The sequence below is a fragment of the Solidesulfovibrio sp. C21 genome, from assembly GCF_047785625.1.
In the GTDB taxonomy this organism is placed as follows: Bacteria; Desulfobacterota; Desulfovibrionia; order Desulfovibrionales; family Desulfovibrionaceae; genus Solidesulfovibrio.
Map to the genome: position 1 here is coordinate 1 of NZ_JBLODY010000073.1, position 19,756 is coordinate 19,756.

The following is a 19,756-nucleotide window of genomic DNA, read 5'->3' on the forward strand; positions in this document are numbered from 1 at the left end:
GGTCCGGGGGAGGGCGCTTTTTTCAAAAAGCGCCCTCCCCCGGAAAAACGACCACCAACATGGAATACTTCATACAGCAGTTCATAAACGGCCTGACCCTCGGCGGCGTCTACGCCCTGGTGGCGCTTGGCTACACCATGGTCTACGGCATCATCGCGCTCATCAACTTCTCCCACGGCGAGATCTTCGCCGCCGGCGGCTACATGGGCGTGATCCTTTTAAGCTACATGACCTCCAGGGGGCTCATGGCCAGCCACCCCTGGTTCGGGCTGGCCTTCGCCCTGATCCTGGCCATGGGCTACTGCGCCATGCTGGCCATGGCCGTGGAAAAGGTCGCCTACAAGCCGCTGCGCCAATCCTCGCGCCTTTCGGTCCTGCTCTCGGCCCTCGGCATGTCCATTTTCCTGCAAAACGGGCTCATGCTCACCCAGGGCGTCTACGACAAGGCCTACCCCGCCGAGTTCACCCACGGCGGCTTCGAAGCCTGGGGCGTGCGGATCAGCTACATGCAGATCGGCATCATCGGGGTCACCGCCCTGCTCCTTTTCCTGCTCAACGCCCTGGTCTTTAGGACCCGCATCGGCAAGGCCATGCGGGCCACGGCCCAGGACAAGGTCATGTCCGCCCTGGTCGGCATCCACTCCGACAAAGTCATCAGCACCACCTTCGCCATCGGCGCGGCGCTGGCCGCCGCCGCCGGCATCATGGTCGGCATGTACTACGGCTCGGTGCGTTACGACATGGGCTTCGTGCCCGGCATCAAGGCCTTTGCCGCGGCCGTTCTCGGCGGCATCGGCAACATCACCGGGGCCATGATCGGCGGGTTCATCATCGGCATGGTGGAAATCCTGGCCGCAGCCTACATTCCCCACGGCGGCGAGTACAAAGACGTGTTTGCCTTCGTGATCCTCATCCTCGTCCTCTATTTCATGCCGACCGGCATCATGGGAGAAAACGTCGATGACACGCGGGTCTAGGAAATCCTGGGCATACTTCGGCCTGGGCCTGGCCTGGTTCTACCTGCTGCTGTGGCCGCTGCTGGGAATCCACGACGGCGAACTCCATTTCGAGAGGTCGTTTCTGGTCTGGCTGCGGGTGGCCGTGGCCGCCACCGTCTGCTTCGTGCTCTACCGCCTCGGCAAGCGCGGCATCCTCGACCCGGTGCTCAACCCCCTTGGCAAGGCCCGCGACGCCGTGGCCGAAGGGCTGGGGAAAACCCCGCGCTGGATGCTCTACGTGCCCCTGGCCGCCTTCGCCCTGGCCTACCCCATGCTCACCAACCGTTATGCCCAGGACGTGGCCATAAACGTCCTGGTCTACATCTGCCTGGGGCTCGGGCTCAACGTGGTGGTGGGACTGTGCGGCCTGCTCGACCTCGGCTACATCGCCTTTTACGGCGTCGGGGCCTACACCTACGCGCTGCTTTCGGTGCATTACGCCGTGCCGTTCTGGGTGTGCCTGCCCATCTGCGCCCTGTTCGCCGCCATGGCCGGCTGCATCATCGGCTACCCGACGCTGCGCATGCGCGGCGACTATCTGGCCATCGTCACCCTCGGGTTCGGCGAGATCGTGCGCATCGTGCTCAACAACTGGATGGACCTGACCGGCGGCCCCAACGGCATCCTCGGCATCAAGGCCCCGGGCGTCTACGTGCCGAGCTTCGCCGACGGCGCCTTCTCCTTCGAGCACCTCTATCTGCGCAAGCTCGAATACCTCTACTACATCATCCTGGCCCTGGCCGTTTTCACCGTCATCGCCGTCTACCGCATCAACTTCTCGCGCATCGGCCGCGCCTTCGAGGCCATCCGCGAGGACGAGACCGCGGCCGAACTCATGGGCGTCGACACCTTCCGCTTCAAGCTTTTGGCCTACGCCCTGGGCGCGGTCTTCGGCGGCCTGGCCGGGGCCTTCTTCGCCGCCCGCATGCGCTTCGTCAGCCCCGAGAGCTTCACCTTCATCGAGTCGGCCATGGTGCTGGCCATGGTGGTCCTCGGCGGCATGGGCTCCATCCCCGGGGTCATCCTCGGGGCGCTGGCCCTGGTCGCGTTGCCGGAAGTGTTCCGGGGATTCGAGCTCTACCGGATGCTGGCTTTCGGCGGGGCCATGGCCCTCATGATGATCGTGCGTCCGGCCGGACTGTGGCCGGCGGCACGCCTGGGCAAACGTTCGGACGATTCGGAGTAGCCGTGGCCGCGATATTGGAACTTTCGGGCGTCAGCGCCCACTACGGCCGCATCCAGGCCCTGCGCGACGTGTCGCTTACCGTGGGCGAGGGCGAGATCGTCACCATCATCGGCGCCAACGGCGCGGGCAAATCCACAACCCTCATGACCATCTGCGGCATCGTCAAGGCCAGCGCCGGCGACGTGCGTTACCTCGGCGAATCCATCACCGACGTGCGCTCCGACAGACTGCCGGGCATGGGGCTTTGCCAGGTGCCCGAGGGCCGGCGCATCTTCCCGCGCCTGTCCGTCCAGGAAAACCTGGACATGGGTGCGTTTTTCCGCCGCGACCAGGACGGCATCGATGCCGACATGGGGCTCGTCTTCCGGCTCTTCCCCATCCTCTACGAACGCCGCAGGCAATACGGCGGCACCCTCTCCGGCGGCGAACAGCAGATGCTGGCCATCGCCCGGGCCTTCATGGGCCGGCCCAAGGTGCTGCTCCTGGACGAGCCGTCGCTGGGGCTCTCGCCCATGATCTCCCAGCACATCTTCCGCATCATCAAAAACGTCAACGAGGAGCGCGGCATGACCATCCTCCTCGTGGAACAAAACGCCAACATCGCGCTGAAACTCGCCGACCGGGCCTACGTCATGGAGACCGGCTCCGTGGTCATGGAAGATACCGCCGCGAACCTGCGCGAAAACGCCGACATCAAGAAGGCCTACCTTGGACAATAACACCACACTCGACGCCATCATCGCCCGCCTGCGGCCCGAAAAGGCCGAAACCATCCGCAACCTCATCACCGACGCCGTCGCCAAGCAATTCGGCCCCACCGCCGACCCGGCCGACGTCAAACGCTTCCTCGACGATATCCGCGTCGCCCAGTCCATGTCCGACATCGACATCAACTACGCCGAACACTACACCGACCTGCACAAGGCCGGCGTCGATTTCATGCGCCTTATCCAGGCCGTCAAAGCGGCCGACAAGGATTATAAATAATCAAGATGCCTCCGGCGGCCGGGGGGATCATCCCCCCGGCCCCTTGAAAAGGGGAATGGTCGCGGAATCGCTTGCGGCGTTGGTCGCGTTTTCACCGTTAGGGAGGGTTGGGGAGGGGCTTGGCCCCTCCCGACCGCCAAAGGCATTTTTCCCCCATGACGAAAATCGACGACATCATCGCCCGGATGGAGTCCCTGGAAAAGGAATTGGCCGAGGCGTTCGAGCAGGCGGGCGGTGAAGTCCGCTACACCATCGAGCGCAAAAAAGTCCGTTTCACCAGAGAAATCAAGCGGCAACACAAGCGTCTGGTCAAGAAATGGATGGCCTATGTCTATGAATCCGGGTTCCTGATGATTCTCACCATCCCGGTCATCTGGGGGGCGATCATCCCGGCCGTGCTCATGGATTTAACCGTCAGCATCTACCAGCGGATTTGCTTCCCGATTTACGGCATCCCCAGCGTGCGACGCGGCGATTTCATGATTATAGACCGCCAGTCGCTCTCCTATCTTAACTGGATCGAGAAGCTCAACTGCGTCTATTGCGGTTATTTCAACGGCCTGCTTGGCTTCGTCCGCGAGGTGGCCGCCCGTACCGAACAGTATTGGTGCCCGGTACGCCACGCCCGCACCCCGAACTCCGTCCACTCCCGCTACCGCTTTTTCCTGGAATACGGCGACGCCGAAAGCTACCGGGAACGCCTGGAGACCGTGCGTCGTCAGTTCGACGACCTGCGCGCCCATAAAAAGAGCTGACCCCCGCCGAACTACTCCATGGCGAGACAAGGCCTGGGGGCTTTTCATGCGTGCAATACCGCTACCCCAGTATGCGTTTCCCCAGGTTCCGGCTAAATTCCCGGACTTGGGTCACGGCGGCTTCGTCTTTGGCCAGGGAGCCGGAGGCCTTCTCCCCCTCCCCGCCTACGCTTTCCGATCAATGATCGCTTCGCTGGCAAAGGCGCGCAGTTCCCGGACGACCTTGAGCCAAGCGTCGTCGGGGATCTTGCGCAGCACTTTGCCTGTGGCGGCGTCGCGGACCACGGCCTGGACGATATTGGTGGCCTGGTCGATGACGAGCCGGATGTCGCGGGTGGGGAAAAGCGCTTCAATGCTGACGGTGTCGGCGTCGGTGCGGGGCTTGTCGCGGTTTGGGGAGGCAGAACGGGAGCTCTCCGACGTCCCGGTCGTCTCGGGCGTTTGCGCCGGCAACGGATTGACGGATTGTGTCGGGTCGATTTCGCTCATGGCCGTTTCCCCGCCGCGCGCAGCCTCCGGGTGGGGTTCCCCATAAATCGATCGGCCGGGGGCGTGGCGTTCTTTAGCCTTTGTCCTGTTGCCCGGTCGGGGTGGGCAGCGGCGCGCGAAAGCGCTGGCGCGCACCGTCCCAGATGGTCATGAGCACCGAGGCGAGGATGAGCCCGGCCCCGAGGTAGCCCACGAAGTCGAAGCGCTCGCCAAACATGGCATAGGCCAGGATGGCGGCGATGACGGGCTCCATGGTGGCCACCACGGCGGCCCGGGTGGCTTCCAGGCGCTTCAGCCCGGCGTAGTAGATCGAGTAGGCGGCGTAGGTGGAGAGGAGGGCCAGGGTCAGGCAGGGGACGGCTCCGGCCAGGGTCGGCCGGGTGAAGTGGACGAAGGGCAAAAGCGTCAGCGATCCCACGGGCAGGGCGTACAGGAACAGCGTCGGGGTGCGGTAGCGGCCCAGGTAGTATTTCCCGAAGATGTAATACAGAGCGTAGGTTATTCCGGAGAGCAGACCGAAAACGATAGCCTTGCTCCCGATGGCCGTATGACCGCTTGCGCCCGGCCCGAGGCTCACCCCGGCCACGCCGACGATGGTGGCGACGACGGCGGCCACCTTGTAGCCGCCCATGGGTTCCTTGAGGAAAAACCAGGACAGAAGCGCCACCCAGGCCGGGGCGGTGTAGAGCAGCACCGAGGCCAGGGCCGCGCCGCCGGCTTCCACGGCCACGACGTAGGCCCCGAACAGTCCGGCGATGCCGCACACGCCGAATCCGACCACGGCGGGCAGGTCGCGGGGCGCGATGCGGACTTCCTTTTTGGCGATGGCCTGGCCGGCGAAGAAAAACCAGGCCAGGGTGGTGCGCCAGAAGGCCACCTCCACCGTGTCCATGCCGGCGGCGAACGACAGCTTGGACAGCGGCCCGATAAGCCCCCACAACGAGGCGGCGCACAAAACGTACAGATATCCGGCCACGCTTGCTCCCGGCCGGGCGACATTTTCCGGCGTGGCAAGGCGCTATCAGAAAGCGGTTGCCATTGAAAGCGAAAACCCCTGCCCGTAAGGGGAATTGCGCGCGATTTGTTGATTGTTTCCGCCGGCCGTACTATTGCTGCAAACGATGCGCCCCGTGTCGGGGCAAAAGGAGCGAGCATGCTGTCGCGCAAACTGTTCTGCGTCAACGACCCCACCCACGCCGACTTCGGCTGGGCCGCCAAAAGCACGTTTTTCCACATGCGCAAGTACGACGCCTGCGGCAACACCACGGCCCAGTGGACGTTTCCCGTGGCCGAAAGCGCTCCGGGCGAACTGTCCTGCGCCGTCTGCGGCGGAGCGGTGTTCGTGGCCGGGCTGTCGGCCCAGACGCCCGGGGACGTGGTGTCGTGCGATTTTCTGGGTCGCTGCCAGTCCGCGCCGGCCGACGCCAATCTGGCCCGGCTGGAAGCCCTGGCGACCCGGCTCGCCGCCGTCACCGAGCCGGCCGAACGGGCCAGGCTCGCCCCGGCCGTGGCCGCGCTGCTCGACGCCGTGGCCGACAATCCGGCCGCCCTTGAGATCGTTTCGCGGCACAAGCTGGCGAATACTTTCGCCGCCTAGGGCGTCTCCGACCGTATCGTAACAAACAGGCGCTATCAGGGAAGTTCGCGCCCGGCCCAGGCGGCCGGCCCCGCCAGCCCTGACGCCAAGGAGGATCGCATGACCAAGACGGACCCCGCGTTTGAACAGGCACTGGCCGTGGGCCGCCCGCCCAACATCAAAAAGCTTTTTCCCAATTCCCGGGCGCTTATCGTCAGCGGCAAGGCCGTGGACAGGGGCATGATCAAAAAAGGCCACGCCATGACCATCGCCGCCAACTCCCGCAACAGCTTCGTGCTGCGCGGGGCGCTCATGGCCGCCCAGCGGGCGAACGCCGCCATCATCCTGGAAATCGCCCGGTCCGAGTCCAACTACTGCGACGTCTCCATGTGGAACATCGCCCGCCAGGCCGATCAGGCCGCCAACGAACTGGGCATCACCGTGCCGGTGGCCATCCACGCCGACCACTACGGCATCAAAAAGCCCGGGGACGTGGCCGAGGCCAAAGTGGAGATTCCGACGCTGTTCGAGGCCGGCATCACCTCCATCGCCATCGACGCCTCCCACCTGCCCGACGCCGACAACCTGATCGCCAACCTCGAACTGGCCCCGTTCGTGCCGTCCTGGGCCGGCTACGAGACGGAAGTGGGCGAGATCAAGGGCAAGGACGGGTTGTCCACGCCCGAGGAAGCGCTTTTTCTCATCAAGGGCTTAAACGCCAACGGCCTGCACCCGGACTGGATCGCGCTCAACAACGGCACCACCCACGGCATCGAGGCCTCGGGCAACGGCATCCAGGTGGAGCTCACCGCCCGCATCCACGAGGCCCTGGCTCCCTACGGCATCTCCGGCGCCCAGCACGGCACCTCGGGCAATTCCTCGGAAAAGCTCAGGGAGATCGCGGCCAGGACCGCTACGACCAAGGCCAACGTGGCCACGGCCCTGCAGATGATTTCCTGGGGCGTGGCCGTCAACGACTACGGCAACGCCATCATGGATGCGGCCGGGAACTTCATCAAGGAACCCGACAAGGGCATTTCCCCGGAACTGTGGGAGCAGATGGTGGCCTATGCCGACGGCAAGGCGCTTAAGGCCGGGGACTACAAGAAGCTCAACTGCGCCTTCGAGCACAAGCTCCTGGCCCAGCCGACGGCGGTGCGCGAACGGATGTCCGGGGCCGTGGCGGAATTCGTTTCCTGGCTCTTAACCGACGTCTTCAATGCCGCCGACACCGCGCCCCTTTGCATCGACGCCCTGACCACGGCCGGTTCCTACGACCTCGGCCCCAAGGCCGACCGCATCGAAAACCCGGCCGACTGGACCCGTGAAAAGATTGCCGCGCGCGCGGCGGGCATGCACTGCGACAAGGGTCCGGAAGGCGACTTCGACGATTGACCGGAAGGGGATTTCCCCCTTCCCCGAGCATCCGGCCGGGGATCCCCCCCCGGCCGGGACCCGTGACAAGCCACATGCCGGGCCGGCCACAGCGGTCCGCGGTCCAAGGAGCGCGCCATGGCCATGACCCTGACTTCCACGGTTTTTGTCCACGAAGGCGGAATTCCCGAGCGCCACACCTGCGACGGTGCGGACATATCCCCGCCCCTGACCTTCGGCGATGTCCCGAAAACGACGGGAAGCCTGGCGCTTGTCTGCGACGATCCCGACGCTCCGGCCGGGGTGTGGGATCATTTCGTGCTCTACAACCTCTCCCCGGCCACTCCCGGGCTGCCCGAAGGGCTGCACAGCGCGGAGCGCTATCCCGACGGGAGCATGTCCGGCCGCAACAGCTGGGGTCGCTGCGGCTACGGCGGTCCCTGTCCGCCACGCGGCGTCCACCGCTACTATTTCACGCTCTACGCCCTCGACGCCATGCTCGACCTGGCTCCCGGAGCGACCAAGGGGGAGCTTTTGCGCGCGGCCAAAAGCCATATTCTGGCCTCGGCCACGCTCATGGGACGCTATCAGCGCAAGGGGAGATAGGGGGCTCGGTCAACGCCCCTGGTCGCGGCGGCTGAGCACCAGGGCCAGGGCTGTCGTCAACTTGACCAGGTCCTCGTTATTTTTGCGCACGACCTTGGCCAGCCGCCTGGCCAGCGTCGTGACCATGCGGACGCCGATGTCCGGCCGGGCGGCGATCAAGGCGAAAAACCGGTCGCGGTCGATGCGCAAAAAACGGCAATCGGTCAGGCAGGTGACGCTGGCCGAGCGGATGTCGCGGTCGAGAAGCGCCATCTCGCCGAAAAAGGGGCTCTGGGCGTCGGAGAGTTCGCAAAGCGTCTTGCCGCCGGCCTCGGCGTCCAGGGCCGGCACGGCAATGCCCTTGAGCACCATGGATTTGCGCACCCGCACCTTGCCCGAGACCAGGATGAACATGTCGTCGCCGGGTTCGCCCTCGACAATGACGTCCCGGCCGGCCGAGAGGGACACGGTATCGAAGGACGGGCGCACGGCGGCCAGATCTTCCGGGGACAGCCCGGCGAAAAGCTCGGCCCTGGTCCAGGAATCCCCGCTCATGACCGCCCTCCCGCGCCCGGCTGCGGCGCCGACGCGGGCGCGGCGGCCGGCGCGTCGTGTCCCCGCGCCTCCCCGCCCATGCGTAGCGCGATCAGGCCGTCAAAGCCGGTCAGCGCGACCCCGTCGCCGGGATTGACCACCACGCTCGGCCCCTGGCTGGCAATGCGGCCGTCCTGGCCGTAGGCCGTCAGCATCTCCAAGATGAAGCTGTCCAGGGCCGCATCCACGTCCAGCAGGTCCTTTATGGCGATGTCGCGGGGCAGCCGGAACACGGCCACCGGCAGTTCGCCGCCCCCGGCCGCCAGGGCCCGGCCGACGAGCTGGGACCAGGGCAGGCCCTTTTCCTCGGCGGTGAGGTTGCGGGCGTGCATGGGCCGCTCGCCCGGATGGCCGAGCAGATGCTCCAGAAAATGCCACAGGGCCGGGTGTTCGCCCATGGCCCCGAGCGCCCGGCCGGCCAGTTCGCCGGGGATGAGCGTCACGTCCACGCCGGCGCGGCTTAAGTGCTTGCGGTTGGATTCGAGCATGGCCTCGGCGTAGAGCCGCAGTTTCGGGGCCAGGCTCTTGACGGTCAGGGCGGCAAGCAGGCTTTGCTGGTCCGCGTCCTCCCGGGTGAGCCCGTCCTGGGACAGGATGTAGGCGGCCCGGGCCGTGGCCGGGGAGGCGCGGCCAAGCGTCAGTTCATTGGCCGGATTGCCCCGGCAAAAGGCCAGCCGTTCGCCCTGGCCGATGTCGGCGGAAAGCTCGGCAAAGGCTTCCGGGGTGATGGTCGCGACCAGCACCACGGCCGGCGTTATCCCGGCCGGGGCCGAGGCGATAAGCGCCCGGAGCAGCTCCGGGGCCTGGGCATTGAAACCCAAAACAAGGCTGTGTCCGGCGGTTTTCACAGGCAGGAGCCCCTGGCTTTTGCGGTTTTTGCGTTCGATGAGCACCGAGGCCAGATTGGCGCTCAAGGCCGCCATGACGCCGATGCCGGCGACCATGATGACCATGCCGATCAGCCGGCCGGCGACCGTGCCCGGCACGATGTCGCCATACCCGACCGTGGTCAGGGTGACCATGGCCCACCACAGGGCGTCGAAAAGGGTCTTATCAGGGTTGTGGCGCAGCTCCAGGAAATAAAACCCGGCCGTGGCCAGCACAAGCATGGCCGCGACCAGCAGCAGGGCCGTGGCAAACGCGGAGGAAGGATAAAGATGGCGAAGCAGTGCGAGAGGGGAACCCTTTTTCCAAAAAGGGTTCCCCTCTCGCGCTCTCCCTCCCCAAAAACTTTTCACGGGCGTCACCTCGGCAACCTCCCCTCTTCTGGAAAAAGTCTTTGGAAGGGGGTCCGGGGGGAGAACCTTTCTTCAGAAAGGTTTCCCCCGGCGCTTTTTTTCAAAAGCCTTGTCACGCCCGCAGGTGGGCGCGCCAGGTGTCGACGATTTCCTTTTCGCGGCGGGCCGGTTCGCTGTCCGGGCACATGCGGCAGGCCTCCTCGGCCGCGTCGGCCGCCTCCTGCATCCAGCCGCCCTCGCGCAGGCTGCGCGAAGCCATCACGTACATGAATTCCGGCGTGTCGCCGTAGACGCCGCGCAGAAGCTCCCGATAGCCTCCGCCGAACACCTCGCGTACCAGCTCGTTGCGCTTGAACATGAGCCGGGCCAGCCAGTGGTTTTCCTTCTGGTCGGCCAGGTAGAGCGGAAAAAGCTTGCGGCACTCGCCGAAAAGAAACCGGATGCGCCGGATTTCGCGCTGCATGCTCTCGGCGGTCTGCATGAGGAGCTGGAACAGCTCCCGGCTGATGATGAGGTCGGGTTCGGGCAGCTCGCGCTCCTGCATGGACCGAAACCAGGGGGCGTAATTCTGCTGCTGATAGGCGTCTTCCTTGAGCTTCATGGACTCGTGGAAAATGTAGCCGATACACCAGTCGAGAAACTGCCCGACCAGGCTCGACGCGCCGCCGTTGCGGAAAAGATGGTGAGCCGTGTCCTTGAGGCGCCACAGAAGCCCCTTGTTCATCTCTTCGCCCAAGAGGTCGCGCAAATCCTCGAAGGCCATGGCCCCACACCGGTCGAATTCCTGGAAAAGCCCCTCCAGCACCTGCACCGACAGGCAGTAGTCACGCAAGAGGTCGCGGATGAACTCGGCGCGCTTTTCGTCGAACCAGCTGCTTTGCATGACGCCTCAAACCATTTCAATCATAACTCGCCTTATGATTGAAAATATAAAGTTATATTATCGTCCTCTCTCTTCACCAGCGCACCCTTTTGCACGGGAAACGAGCTCATCCCCGGTCGGGCGCCTGTCCGGGAAAGCCCGGCGGGGCGCACCGGGCCAGCCTGGCCAGCCGCTCGTCCACCAGGGCGTAAAGGGTCTGGGGCGGGAACTTGCCGTCCGCGCCGCGCGTCCCGGCCGGCAAGCCGGTCAGGATCTCCATGGCCTCCTCGATGGTGGTCACCGGGAAAATGCGAAAAAGCCCCTGGTCCACGGCGTCCAGGATGTCATCGTCGAGCATGAGGTTGACCACATTGTCCGCCGGCAAAAGCACCCCCTGCGCGCCGGTCAGGCCCCGGCGGCGGCAGACCGTGAAAAAGCCGCGAATCTTTTCGTTAAGCCCCCCCACGGCCAGGATGTCCCCGGACTGGGACACGGCCCCGGTCATGGCGTAGCACAACTTGATCGGCCGCTCGGCCAAAGCCGAGAGCAACGAGGCCAGTTCGGCCCCGGAGGCCGAATCGCCCTCCACCTCGGCATAGCTCTGCTCGAAGCACAGCGACCCGGTCATGACCAGCGCCTTGTCCTGGGCAAACCGGCCGAGCAGGTAGCTTTTTAAAATCATCATGCCCTTGGTGTGGATCGGCCCGCCAAGCTCGGCCTCGCGTTCGAGGTCGAGGATGCCGCCGTGGCCGACGCCGACCGTGCAGGCGATCTGGTGGGGCAGCCCGAAGGCGTAGTCGCCGTACATGCGCACCGACAGCCCGTTGGCCCGGCCCACGGCCTCGCCGGTGGTCGATACCTTGATCATCTCCCGGTCGTATTCCTCCAGGTAATCCTCCTCGTAGAGGTTGACCCGGAAATCGCGGGCCCGCCGGGCCCGCTCCAGATGGGAGGCGGCGACCATGTCCGCCTTCTCGCCGCGGGCCAGGGCGGCGGCTTCGATCATGAGCTCCCGGGCCAGCGGGAGCTTGAGCGACAGCCTTTTTTGGTCCTCGGCCAGAAGCGAGGCGTATTCCACCAGCCTGGCCAGGGCCGAACGGTCGAAGGGCGGCAGTTTCGCGTCCCGGATCACCCGAGCGGCCAGGGTCAGGTAGACGAGGATGTTTTCCGGCGTGCGCGGCATGGTCTCCTGGAGATGGGCCTTGAGCTTGAAAAGCTTGCCGAAGCGCTCGTCGTTGTAGAGCAGCAGTTCGTAGGCCTCGTCCGGGCCCACCAGCACCACCTTCAGGTCCAGGGGGATGGGCTCGGGTTCGATGGTGCGGGTGCGCACGTGCTCACCGCCCTCGGCTGGGTCCTCGACCCTGGCCTGTCCCGAGCGCAGCGCCCGCAAAAGCCCTTCCCAGGCCCCGACGTTGGCCGAGATGTCGTCCACCCGGATGATGAGGAAGCCGCCGTTGGCCTTGTGCAGGGAGCCGGCCTTGATCAGCGTGAAATCGGTATAGAGCGCGCCCATTTCGGATTCGCGCTCGATGCAGCCCATGAGGTTGAAATAGGTGGGATGGTCCTCGATGACCACCGGCGCGCCGGAGAGCTGGCCGTTGTCCACGAACAGGTTGGCTTCGTAGCGGTAGAAGATGTCGTCCGGCAGGGGCGGCTCGCCATGGGAGGCCGGAGCCGGCGCGGGCTGGGCTCCGGGCATGAAGGCGTCGATGTTGTCCAGGATGTCGGCCCGCATGGCCTTGAGAAACGTGTCGATGGCTGGATGGGCGGCGCGCAGCTCGGCAAGGGGGGCCAGATGGGTGTCCGCCACCTCGCCGGCCGTGGTGCGCTCCAGGTCCTTTTCCCGATCCCGGTAGCCGCGCTCCTCCTTGGACAGGCGCCGCAGCACCGAGCCCATTTCCTCGAGCAGCCGGTCGCTTTTGGCCTTGAGCGTCTTTTTGAGCTCCGGGTCGAGGCGCTCGAACTCCTCGTCCGAGACCACCTTGCCCTCGAGCAGCGGATACAGGGTGAAGCCGCCCTGGTCGTCGATAAAAAGACTGTAGCCCTCGCCCTTGGCCCGCTCCTCCATCTCGTCGAGAACGGTTTCGCGGTCGGCGTTGTAGCCGCGCATGAGGCTTTGCTTCTGGGTCTGGTAGGCCTCGCGCTCGAACCGGGCCGGGATCTCCTCGCGCATGTCGGCCACGGCCTTGGCCAGGGCGGTTTTGAAGCCCTTGCCCTGACCGGGCGGCAACGAGATGGCGCGCGGACGATCCGGGTCGTCGAAATTGTGGACGTAGAGCCAGTCCGGGGGCGTGGCCCCCTTGGCCGCCGCCGGGTCGAGAAAGGTGCGGGCGAAATGGGTGCGGCCCATGGAGGGCTCGCCGGCCAGATAAACGTTATATTCCCGGCCGCCGATGGACAGGGCCAGATCCAGGGCGGCATGGGCCCGGGGCTGGGTTCTGGACAAGGCGTCGGGGGAATCGGGAATGTCCCGGCTGTCGGCGTAAGGCAGGCTATCCGGGGGACAAGCGGCACGAAGCATAGAGGCGCGAAGGATTTTCGTCATGGATACCATGGGGGCAATAGGCGTTATGGGAAAGGCGCCCGACCGGGCGCGGAACTGCTTTCCCCTGATACGGGCTAACGGACGATTTGTCACCACCGCCGCCTTTGCAGGGGTCGGCGATTATGCTAGGGCCGCAGACCATGCAGCACGCCCACGGCAAGCCGCCGTTTCTGGCCGGTCTTGGCGGCTTTCGGGCCCTGGCCGTGGCCGCCGTCCTTGTCGGCCACGCCGCCTCCTGGCTGACGCCCCTGCCGGGGCTGCCCGCCCTCCACGCGCCCCTGGCCCGGCTTACCCAGTGCGGTTTGTCCGGCTTCTTCGTGCTGTCGGGCTTCGTGCTCCAGTACAACTACGGCGCGCGCCCCATCACCGGCCTGCGGGGCCTGGGCCGCTTCGCCACGGCCCGGCTGTCCCGCATCCACCCGGTCTACCTGCTGCTGCTCACGGTCTCCCTGACCGACATCTTCATCCGCTTCGGCCGGCCCTGGGAAGTCCCCGGGTTTTGCCAGAGCGTGCTGGCCGCGCTGACGCTGACCCAAAGCTGGTTCTTCGTGGCCGAGGCCCCGAGCGTCTATCCGCTGGCCTGGGCCGTCAGCACGGAAGTCTTTTTCTACCTGCTCTTCCCGATCCTGACCCGGGGCGTGTCGGCCCTGGCCAGCCGGCGGGCGGCCTGCTGCGCCGGGCTTGCGGCCCTGGGCGCGGCCGTCGGCCTCGACGCCTGCATCAGTGCACACTGGCCCGCGCTTTTCGCCTGGGCGCTTCGCGCCCATCCCGCCCTGGCCGGCGACCAGCCGAGGCTGGCCGGATTGCTGTTCGAGTGGCTGACCTACACCAGTCCGTATTGCCGCCTCTTCGAATTCATTGCCGGCATGGCCACGGCGCGGCTGTTCGTCCTGGGCGGGCGACCGCCGGCTTGGCTTGCTCCGGCCGCCGCAACGCTCCTCGCCGTCCTGCTGTGCGTCCCCGCGCCGGAGGACTGGTTTTTCTTCGCCATCCTCAAAAACAACGCCCTCTACGCCCCGGCCCTGGCCGCCCTGTGCCTGTCCCTGGCCGTCCGGCCGCCATCCTTTGCCTCAAACCGCCTTATCAGCCACATCGCCGGGGCGAGCCTGTCGATCTACCTCGTGCAGCCCTTTGCCCTCGAGCCCTGGAAACACCTCTTCGCCCCGACCGGCCCGCTGTGGCCCATGGCCGCCCTGGCCGGCATGGCCGCGACCATCGCCGCCGGCATCCTCCTGGCCCGCTTCGTCGAAGCCCCCGCCGCCCGGTGGATAGGGGGGAGGAGAGGAAAGAATGCGAGAGGGGAAACCCTTTAAAAAGGGTTCTCCCCTCTCGCGCTCTCCCTTTCCTAAATTTTCTCACTATTGCCGACTGACTTCTATAATACACTGTTTCTATTATAAAAGTCTTTGGAAGGGGGCCTGGGGGAAACTTTTCTCCAGAAAAGTTTCCCCCAGCGGGGTCCGGGGCGGAGCCCCGGCCCGATCAATACCGGCAGGCCAAGGGCAGGCGGTCGGCCAGGGTGATGCCGGCTGTGGAGACGTCGGCCCGGTAGGGCAGCATCAGGACGCCGGCGGCCAGGGCGTCGGTGAAAAGCGCGGCGTATTGCGGGTCGACCATGGCCGCCGGGGCGAAGCAGTCCCCGTCCGGGCGCTGGACGCAGAAAAAGAGCGCGGCCAGGCACTTTCCTTCCCGGGCGAGTCTGGTCAGTTCCACCAAGTGCTTGCACCCCCGCTCGGTTGCCGCGTCGGGGAAGGCGGCGGCATTATCCTCGACCATGGTGACGTTCTTGCATTCCACGAAGCAGGTCCCGGCCGGGCCGGTCAGGGCAAAATCCAGCCGGCCGTGGGCAAAGACCGGTTCCGGCCGGATGGTGTCGTAACCGGCCAGTTCGGGAAAGGCCCCGGCGCAAAAGGCCCGGCGGAAAAGCCGGTTGGGGGTCAGCGTATTGACCCCGACCCAGAAATCGCCCCGGAAATCCGGCACGCGGGTCATCTCCAGGGTGTGGGCCAGCTTGCGTCTGGGGTTATCCGACACGGAAAGCCCCAGCGTGCATCCCGGGCGCAGGAGCCCGAGCATGGAGCCGGTATTGTTGGCATGGGCCGTGATCGGGCGGTTTTCGATCACGGCGTCGATCAAAAACCGCTTGTAGCGGCGTACGAACCGGGCCATGACCAGTTCGCCGGGGAAAGGGAGGATCACGCCGGTATCCGATCGCGCAGCCATGATTTACCTTTGGCCTTTTGTATACTACATTGACAAACGGCCGCGCACACGCGGCCGAGGCATAACACTTCAACGCAAGGATTCCGGGCCATGCGCACCGCGCTTCGTATGCGTCTCGTCGCCCCGTCCGCCACCCTGGGCATGGCCGCCAAGGCCGCCGACCTGCGGCGCCAGGGCAAGGCCATCATCGACCTCTCGGCTGGCGAACCCGATTTCAACACGCCCCAGCACATCAAGGACGCGGCCCAAAAAGCCATAGACGACAATTTCACCCGGTACACCCCGGTGCCCGGCGTCCACACCCTGCGCGAGGCCATTGCCGGCTATTTCAAGACCACGTACGGCGTGCCCACGCCCAAAGAGGCCATCATCGCCACCAACGGCGGCAAGCAGGCCCTGTACACGCTTTTCATGGCCATGCTCAACCCCGGCGACGAGGTCCTGGTGCCCGCCCCCTACTGGGTCAGCTACCCGGACATGGTGCGGCTCGCCGGCGGCCGGCCCGTACCCGTGCCGAGCGGCCCGGAGCAGGGTTTCCTCGTCTCCGTCGAGGACCTGGACAAGGCCGCCACCCCGGCCACCCGGGCGCTCATCATCAATTCGCCGTCCAACCCCACCGGCGCGCACTACACCGCGGAGCAGCTCGACGCCATCCTGGACTGGGCCATGGCGCGAAACGTCTACATCGTATCCGACGAAATCTACGACAGACTGGTCTACGCGCCGGCCGTGCCCGCCTCCATGGCCAGCGCCTTCGCCCTGCACCCGGAGCACGTGGCCATTGTCGGCGGCCTGTCCAAAAGCTTCGCCATGACCGGCTGGCGCGTGGGCTACGCCATGGCCCACCCGAACGTCATCCGGGCCATGTCCACCCTGCAAAGCCAGTCCACCTCCAATATCTGCTCCATCGCCCAGAAGGCGGCCATCGCCGCCCTGACCGGGCCCATGGACTGCGTGGAGGAAATGCGCCAGGCCTTTGCCCGTCGCCGCGACCTGGCCCTTTCCATCATCGGCACCTGGAAAAAGGCCCTGTGCGGGGCGCCGAGCGGCGCGTTCTACCTGTTCCCCTGCCTGTCGGGCTACTACAACGACGCCGTGCCCAATTCCACGGCCCTGTCCGAGGCGCTTTTGACCGAGGCCGGCGTGGCCACGGTGCCGGGCGTGGCCTTTGGCGAGGACCGCTGCATACGGCTTTCCTACGCCACGGCCGATGCCACACTGGAAAAGGGACTGACCGCCATGGCCGCGTTCCTGCGCAAACTGTAACACCGGACAGGCATTCCGACGTCCGGCATCCTAAACGATACAAGCATATCAATGAGATATATCTGTTACTGGTGCCACTTTTGAAACGAAAACGGAATTCGGCCTGCGCGGGGCCAGGGAATCCGGCGTGAGAAAAACCGGCCGCACGGACGCCGACCAGTACCTGGGACTGGTCAAATTCCTGTCGTGGAGCTCCCTGGCCCTGATCCTGCTCGTCAACCTGTTCCTTTCCATCTTCCTGTCCAACTACGCCCGCCAGGACGTGCTGGCCAAGCAGAAGGAATTCGCCCTGCTGCTGGCCGAAAACCTCAACCACCAGATATACCAGCGCTTCACCCTGCCCACGGTCATCGGTTTCGGCCGGGTGGAACTGTCCCAGCCGGCCCAGTACGACCGGCTGGAAAAGACGGTGCTGTCCACCATCCACAGCTTCCACGTCAGCGAAGTGCGCATCTACGACTACGACAAGCGGGTGTCGTTCTCCACGGACAAGGAGCTTGTGGGCCAGACCGGCTACGCCGGCGAGGCCATCATGGAAGCCCTGGACCAGGGCAAGTCGAGCTTCCAGCTGGTCAGCCGCACCGGGCTTTTCAGCAGCATTTTCAACTTCCATCCCAAGCCGGACTCGGTGATCTTGCGCACCATTTATCCGTTGCGCATCGAACGCTCGCTTATCCCCGGCAATCCCCAGGGATTTATCATGGGCGTCCTGGAGTTCACCCAGGACATCACCAACGATTACCAGAAGGTGGTGGATTTCCAGCGTATCATCATCGGCACCACCCTGGCCTCCTCGGTGCTCCTTTTCATCATGCTGCGGGTGATCATCAGCCGGGCCGGGCGCATCAACGCCCAGCGCATCGCCGAGCGCGAACAGCTCGAACGCGAGTTGCAGCAACAGGAAAAGCTGGCCGGCATGGGCCGCATGGTGGCCGGCATCGCCCACGAGATCCGAAACCCGCTCGGCATCATCCGCTCCACGGCCGAGCTCCTGCTCAAGCGCGGCAAGGACACGGACGGCGTCAACGCCAGGTTGCTTTCGGCCATTTTCGACGAATCCAAGCGCCTGTCCAAGACCGTGGGCGATTTTCTGGATTACGCCCGGCCAAAGTCCCCGCGCCAGGAGCGGGTGGATTTGGCCGTGATCTGCGATCAGGCCCTGACGTTCCTCGAGGCCAAGTGCGAGGAACAGGGCATTGCCGTGACGCGCGACTATGCGCCCGGCCTCACCGTCTCCGGCGACAAGGACCTGCTCTACCGGGCCGTCTACAATGTGCTGTCCAACGCCCTGGACGCCATGACCGAGGACAAGGAAAAGGTCCGGCCGTCGGCCATCACTGTGTCGGCCACCGCCGACGCGGAAGCGGTCATCCTGTCCGTCACCGATTCCGGACCGGGTTTTTGCCCGGAAAACAAGGACCGCCTGCTCGATCCGTTTTTCACCACCAAGGACGCCGGCACGGGCCTGGGACTGGCCATCGTGCGCACCATCGTGGAAAGCCACAACGCCACCCTGACCCTGGACAACGCCGAGGACGCCGGGGCGCGCGTCACCATGACCTTCCCTCCGGCCTGAGCCTGGGGTAAAACGCCCCCATAGGCCGCCCGGACGCCGCGCCTGCCCACGGCACGGACGCCAATCCCTTTCCCTGGAATACCCATGGCAAGCCAGATACTGATACTCGACGACGAAAAGAACTATCTGTTGATTCTCGAGGCCATGCTCGGCGACGCCGGCTATGCCGTCACCGCCCTGGACGACCCGGAAACGGGTCTGGCCTTTCTCGACGAATCCGAAGTGGACGTGGTCATCACGGACATGAAGATGCCCAAGGTCACGGGGCAGCAGGTGCTCGAGCACGTCAAGCGCAACTACCCCTATATCCCGGTCATCATCATGACAGCCTTCGGCAGCATCGAAGGCGCGGTGGAGGCCATGCGCATCGGGGCTTTCGACTACATCGCCAAGCCCTTCGCCAACGACGAGCTGCTTTTGACCGTGGAAAAGGCCAGCCGCTTCGCCGCCGCCCAGCGCGAAAACATGCTGCTGCGCCAATCCCTGGAGGACCGCTTCTCCTCGGAGAACATCATCGGCCGGGGCAAGGCCATGCAGCGGGTGCTGGAGATGGTGGCCAAGGCCGCGCCCACCCGGTCCACGGTGCTCATCACCGGTGAATCCGGCACGGGCAAGGAATTGCTCGCCAAGGCCGTCCACTACGCCTCGCCGCGCAAAAACGCCCCCTTCGTGTCGGTCAACTGCATGGCGCTGGCTTCGGGGGTGCTCGAATCCGAGCTTTTCGGCCATGAAAAAGGATCGTTCACCGGAGCCGTGGCCCGCAAGCGCGGCCGGTTCGAGATGGCCCACGAAGGCACGATCTTTCTCGACGAAATCGGCGAGCTGTCCCCGGAACTCCAGGTGAAGCTCCTGCGCGTGATCCAGGAACGCAAGTTCGAGCGCGTGGGCGGCTCGGACTCCATCGAGGTGGACATCCGCATCCTGGCCGCCACCAACCGTAATCTGGCCGAGGCCGTGGCCGCGGGGACCTTCCGCGAGGACCTCTACTACCGCCTCAACGTGGTGCATATCCTGACGCCGCCGCTTCGGGAGCGCCGCGAGGACATTCCCATCCTGGCCGCCCATTTCCTGGAACGCTACTCCGGGGAGAACAACAAGAAATTCAAAGGATTCTCCCCCGAAGCCATGGACTACCTCACGGCCTACGAATGGCCGGGCAACGTGCGCCAGCTGCAAAACGTGGTGGAACGCTGCGTGGTGCTGGCCGGGGGCGACATCGTGGGGGTGGAGGACCTGCCAAGCGAGATCCGCGACGAGGAGAGCCAGTACAAATCCGCCGTGGACCTGCTGCCGGTCAAGATCAACCTCAACGACACCCTGGAAAAAATCGAGGCGGCGCTCATCCGCCGATCCCTGGCCCGCTCCAACCTGATCCAGGTCAAGGCGGCGGAGATGCTCGGCATCTCCAAAAGCCTGCTCCAATACAAGCTCAAAAAGTACAAACTCACCGGACATTAAAGCGCCGGGGGGAACCCTTTCTGTAGAAAGGGTTCCCCCCGGAC

The 19,756-nt window shown here is 65.1% G+C and carries 19 protein-coding genes; 12 read left to right on the forward strand and 7 right to left on the reverse strand.

Annotation, left to right across the window (positions count from 1 at the left end; genetic code table 11):
• The first annotated feature begins 59 nt into the window (after positions 1-59).
• The 5 genes from ACMZ6R_RS16780 to ACMZ6R_RS16800 all read left to right on the forward strand — a co-directional run bounded on the left by ACMZ6R_RS16780 (position 60) and on the right by ACMZ6R_RS16800 (position 3,926).
• Positions 60-977, forward strand: a complete 918-nt coding sequence (locus ACMZ6R_RS16780) for a branched-chain amino acid ABC transporter permease (protein WP_416113564.1) — start codon at positions 60-62, stop codon at positions 975-977.
• Positions 961-2,184, forward strand: a complete 1,224-nt coding sequence (livM, locus tag ACMZ6R_RS16785; RefSeq protein WP_416113566.1) for a high-affinity branched-chain amino acid ABC transporter permease LivM — start codon at positions 961-963, stop codon at positions 2,182-2,184. Before ACMZ6R_RS16780 ends, livM begins: the two co-directional genes overlap by 17 nt.
• 2 nt (positions 2,185-2,186) lie before the next feature.
• Entirely contained in the window at positions 2,187-2,903 is a 717-nt protein-coding gene (locus ACMZ6R_RS16790; protein ID WP_416113568.1) for an ABC transporter ATP-binding protein, read from the forward strand.
• Positions 2,893-3,171 (forward strand): hypothetical protein, encoded by a 279-nt coding sequence (locus tag ACMZ6R_RS16795; RefSeq protein WP_416113570.1) that lies wholly within the window; start codon positions 2,893-2,895, stop codon positions 3,169-3,171. Before ACMZ6R_RS16790 ends, ACMZ6R_RS16795 begins: the two co-directional genes overlap by 11 nt.
• Before the next feature lie 155 nt (positions 3,172-3,326).
• The gene (locus tag ACMZ6R_RS16800) at positions 3,327-3,926 is read left to right on the forward strand and encodes a hypothetical protein (RefSeq protein WP_416113572.1); all 600 of its coding nucleotides are present in this window, start codon (positions 3,327-3,329) and stop codon (positions 3,924-3,926) included.
• A gap of 165 nt (positions 3,927-4,091) precedes the next feature.
• On the opposite strand, the gene ACMZ6R_RS16805 is transcribed toward ACMZ6R_RS16800, so the two are convergent.
• The gene (locus tag ACMZ6R_RS16805; protein WP_416113574.1) at positions 4,092-4,415 is read right to left on the reverse strand and encodes a flagellar biosynthesis protein FlaG; all 324 of its coding nucleotides are present in this window, start codon (positions 4,413-4,415) and stop codon (positions 4,092-4,094) included.
• A gap of 73 nt (positions 4,416-4,488) precedes the next feature.
• Positions 4,489-5,391: a DMT family transporter gene (locus ACMZ6R_RS16810; RefSeq protein WP_416113576.1), complete on the reverse strand. Its 903-nt coding sequence runs from the start codon at positions 5,389-5,391 to the stop codon at positions 4,489-4,491.
• A gap of 177 nt (positions 5,392-5,568) precedes the next feature.
• On the opposite strand from ACMZ6R_RS16810, the gene ACMZ6R_RS16815 reads away from it, so the two are divergent.
• From ACMZ6R_RS16815 to ACMZ6R_RS16825, 3 genes are all read left to right on the forward strand, one after another.
• Complete coding sequence (locus tag ACMZ6R_RS16815) at positions 5,569-6,012, forward strand: hypothetical protein (RefSeq protein WP_416113578.1); 444 nt, start codon at positions 5,569-5,571, stop codon at positions 6,010-6,012.
• Positions 6,013-6,111: 99 nt separating this feature from the next.
• Positions 6,112-7,386: a class II fructose-bisphosphate aldolase gene (locus ACMZ6R_RS16820; RefSeq protein WP_416113580.1), complete on the forward strand. Its 1,275-nt coding sequence runs from the start codon at positions 6,112-6,114 to the stop codon at positions 7,384-7,386.
• 117 nt (positions 7,387-7,503) lie between these two features.
• On the forward strand, positions 7,504-7,971 hold the full coding sequence (locus ACMZ6R_RS16825; protein ID WP_416113582.1) for a YbhB/YbcL family Raf kinase inhibitor-like protein: 468 nt from the start codon (positions 7,504-7,506) through the stop codon (positions 7,969-7,971).
• A 9-nt stretch (positions 7,972-7,980) separates the two neighbouring features.
• On the opposite strand, the gene ACMZ6R_RS16830 is transcribed toward ACMZ6R_RS16825, so the two are convergent.
• The 4 genes from ACMZ6R_RS16830 to ACMZ6R_RS16845 all read right to left on the reverse strand — a co-directional run bounded on the left by ACMZ6R_RS16830 (position 7,981) and on the right by ACMZ6R_RS16845 (position 13,189).
• Entirely contained in the window at positions 7,981-8,505 is a 525-nt protein-coding gene (locus ACMZ6R_RS16830) for a cyclic nucleotide-binding domain-containing protein (protein ID WP_416113584.1), read from the reverse strand.
• Complete coding sequence (locus ACMZ6R_RS16835) at positions 8,502-9,653, reverse strand: potassium channel family protein (RefSeq protein ID WP_416113586.1); 1,152 nt, start codon at positions 9,651-9,653, stop codon at positions 8,502-8,504. Before ACMZ6R_RS16835 ends, ACMZ6R_RS16830 begins: the two co-directional genes overlap by 4 nt.
• A gap of 241 nt (positions 9,654-9,894) precedes the next feature.
• Positions 9,895-10,665, reverse strand: a complete 771-nt coding sequence (locus tag ACMZ6R_RS16840) for a hypothetical protein (RefSeq protein WP_416113588.1) — start codon at positions 10,663-10,665, stop codon at positions 9,895-9,897.
• A 106-nt stretch (positions 10,666-10,771) separates the two neighbouring features.
• Positions 10,772-13,189 carry a Lon protease family protein gene (locus tag ACMZ6R_RS16845; protein WP_416113590.1) on the reverse strand — a complete coding sequence of 806 codons (2,418 nt, stop codon included), beginning with the start codon at positions 13,187-13,189 and terminating at the stop codon, positions 10,772-10,774.
• Positions 13,190-13,311: 122 nt separating this feature from the next.
• Here ACMZ6R_RS16845 and ACMZ6R_RS16850 point away from each other — a divergent pair, with 122 nt between their 5' ends.
• Entirely contained in the window at positions 13,312-14,502 is a 1,191-nt protein-coding gene (locus ACMZ6R_RS16850; protein ID WP_416113592.1) for an acyltransferase family protein, read from the forward strand.
• A gap of 169 nt (positions 14,503-14,671) precedes the next feature.
• Here the strand turns inward: ACMZ6R_RS16850 and sfsA are convergent, their stop codons facing one another.
• Positions 14,672-15,412, reverse strand: coding sequence for a DNA/RNA nuclease SfsA (sfsA, locus tag ACMZ6R_RS16855; RefSeq protein WP_416113594.1), 741 nt, complete (start codon positions 15,410-15,412; stop codon positions 14,672-14,674).
• Positions 15,413-15,502: 90 nt separating this feature from the next.
• Between sfsA and ACMZ6R_RS16860 the strand changes: the two genes are divergently transcribed.
• From ACMZ6R_RS16860 to ACMZ6R_RS16870, 3 genes are all read left to right on the forward strand, one after another.
• On the forward strand, positions 15,503-16,678 hold the full coding sequence (locus tag ACMZ6R_RS16860; protein ID WP_416113596.1) for a pyridoxal phosphate-dependent aminotransferase: 1,176 nt from the start codon (positions 15,503-15,505) through the stop codon (positions 16,676-16,678).
• A gap of 127 nt (positions 16,679-16,805) precedes the next feature.
• Positions 16,806-18,254, forward strand: a complete 1,449-nt coding sequence (locus ACMZ6R_RS16865) for a sensor histidine kinase (RefSeq protein ID WP_416113598.1) — start codon at positions 16,806-16,808, stop codon at positions 18,252-18,254.
• An 84-nt stretch (positions 18,255-18,338) separates the two neighbouring features.
• Positions 18,339-19,712: a sigma-54-dependent transcriptional regulator gene (locus ACMZ6R_RS16870; RefSeq protein ID WP_416113600.1), complete on the forward strand. Its 1,374-nt coding sequence runs from the start codon at positions 18,339-18,341 to the stop codon at positions 19,710-19,712.
• Positions 19,713-19,756: the final 44 nt, after the last annotated feature.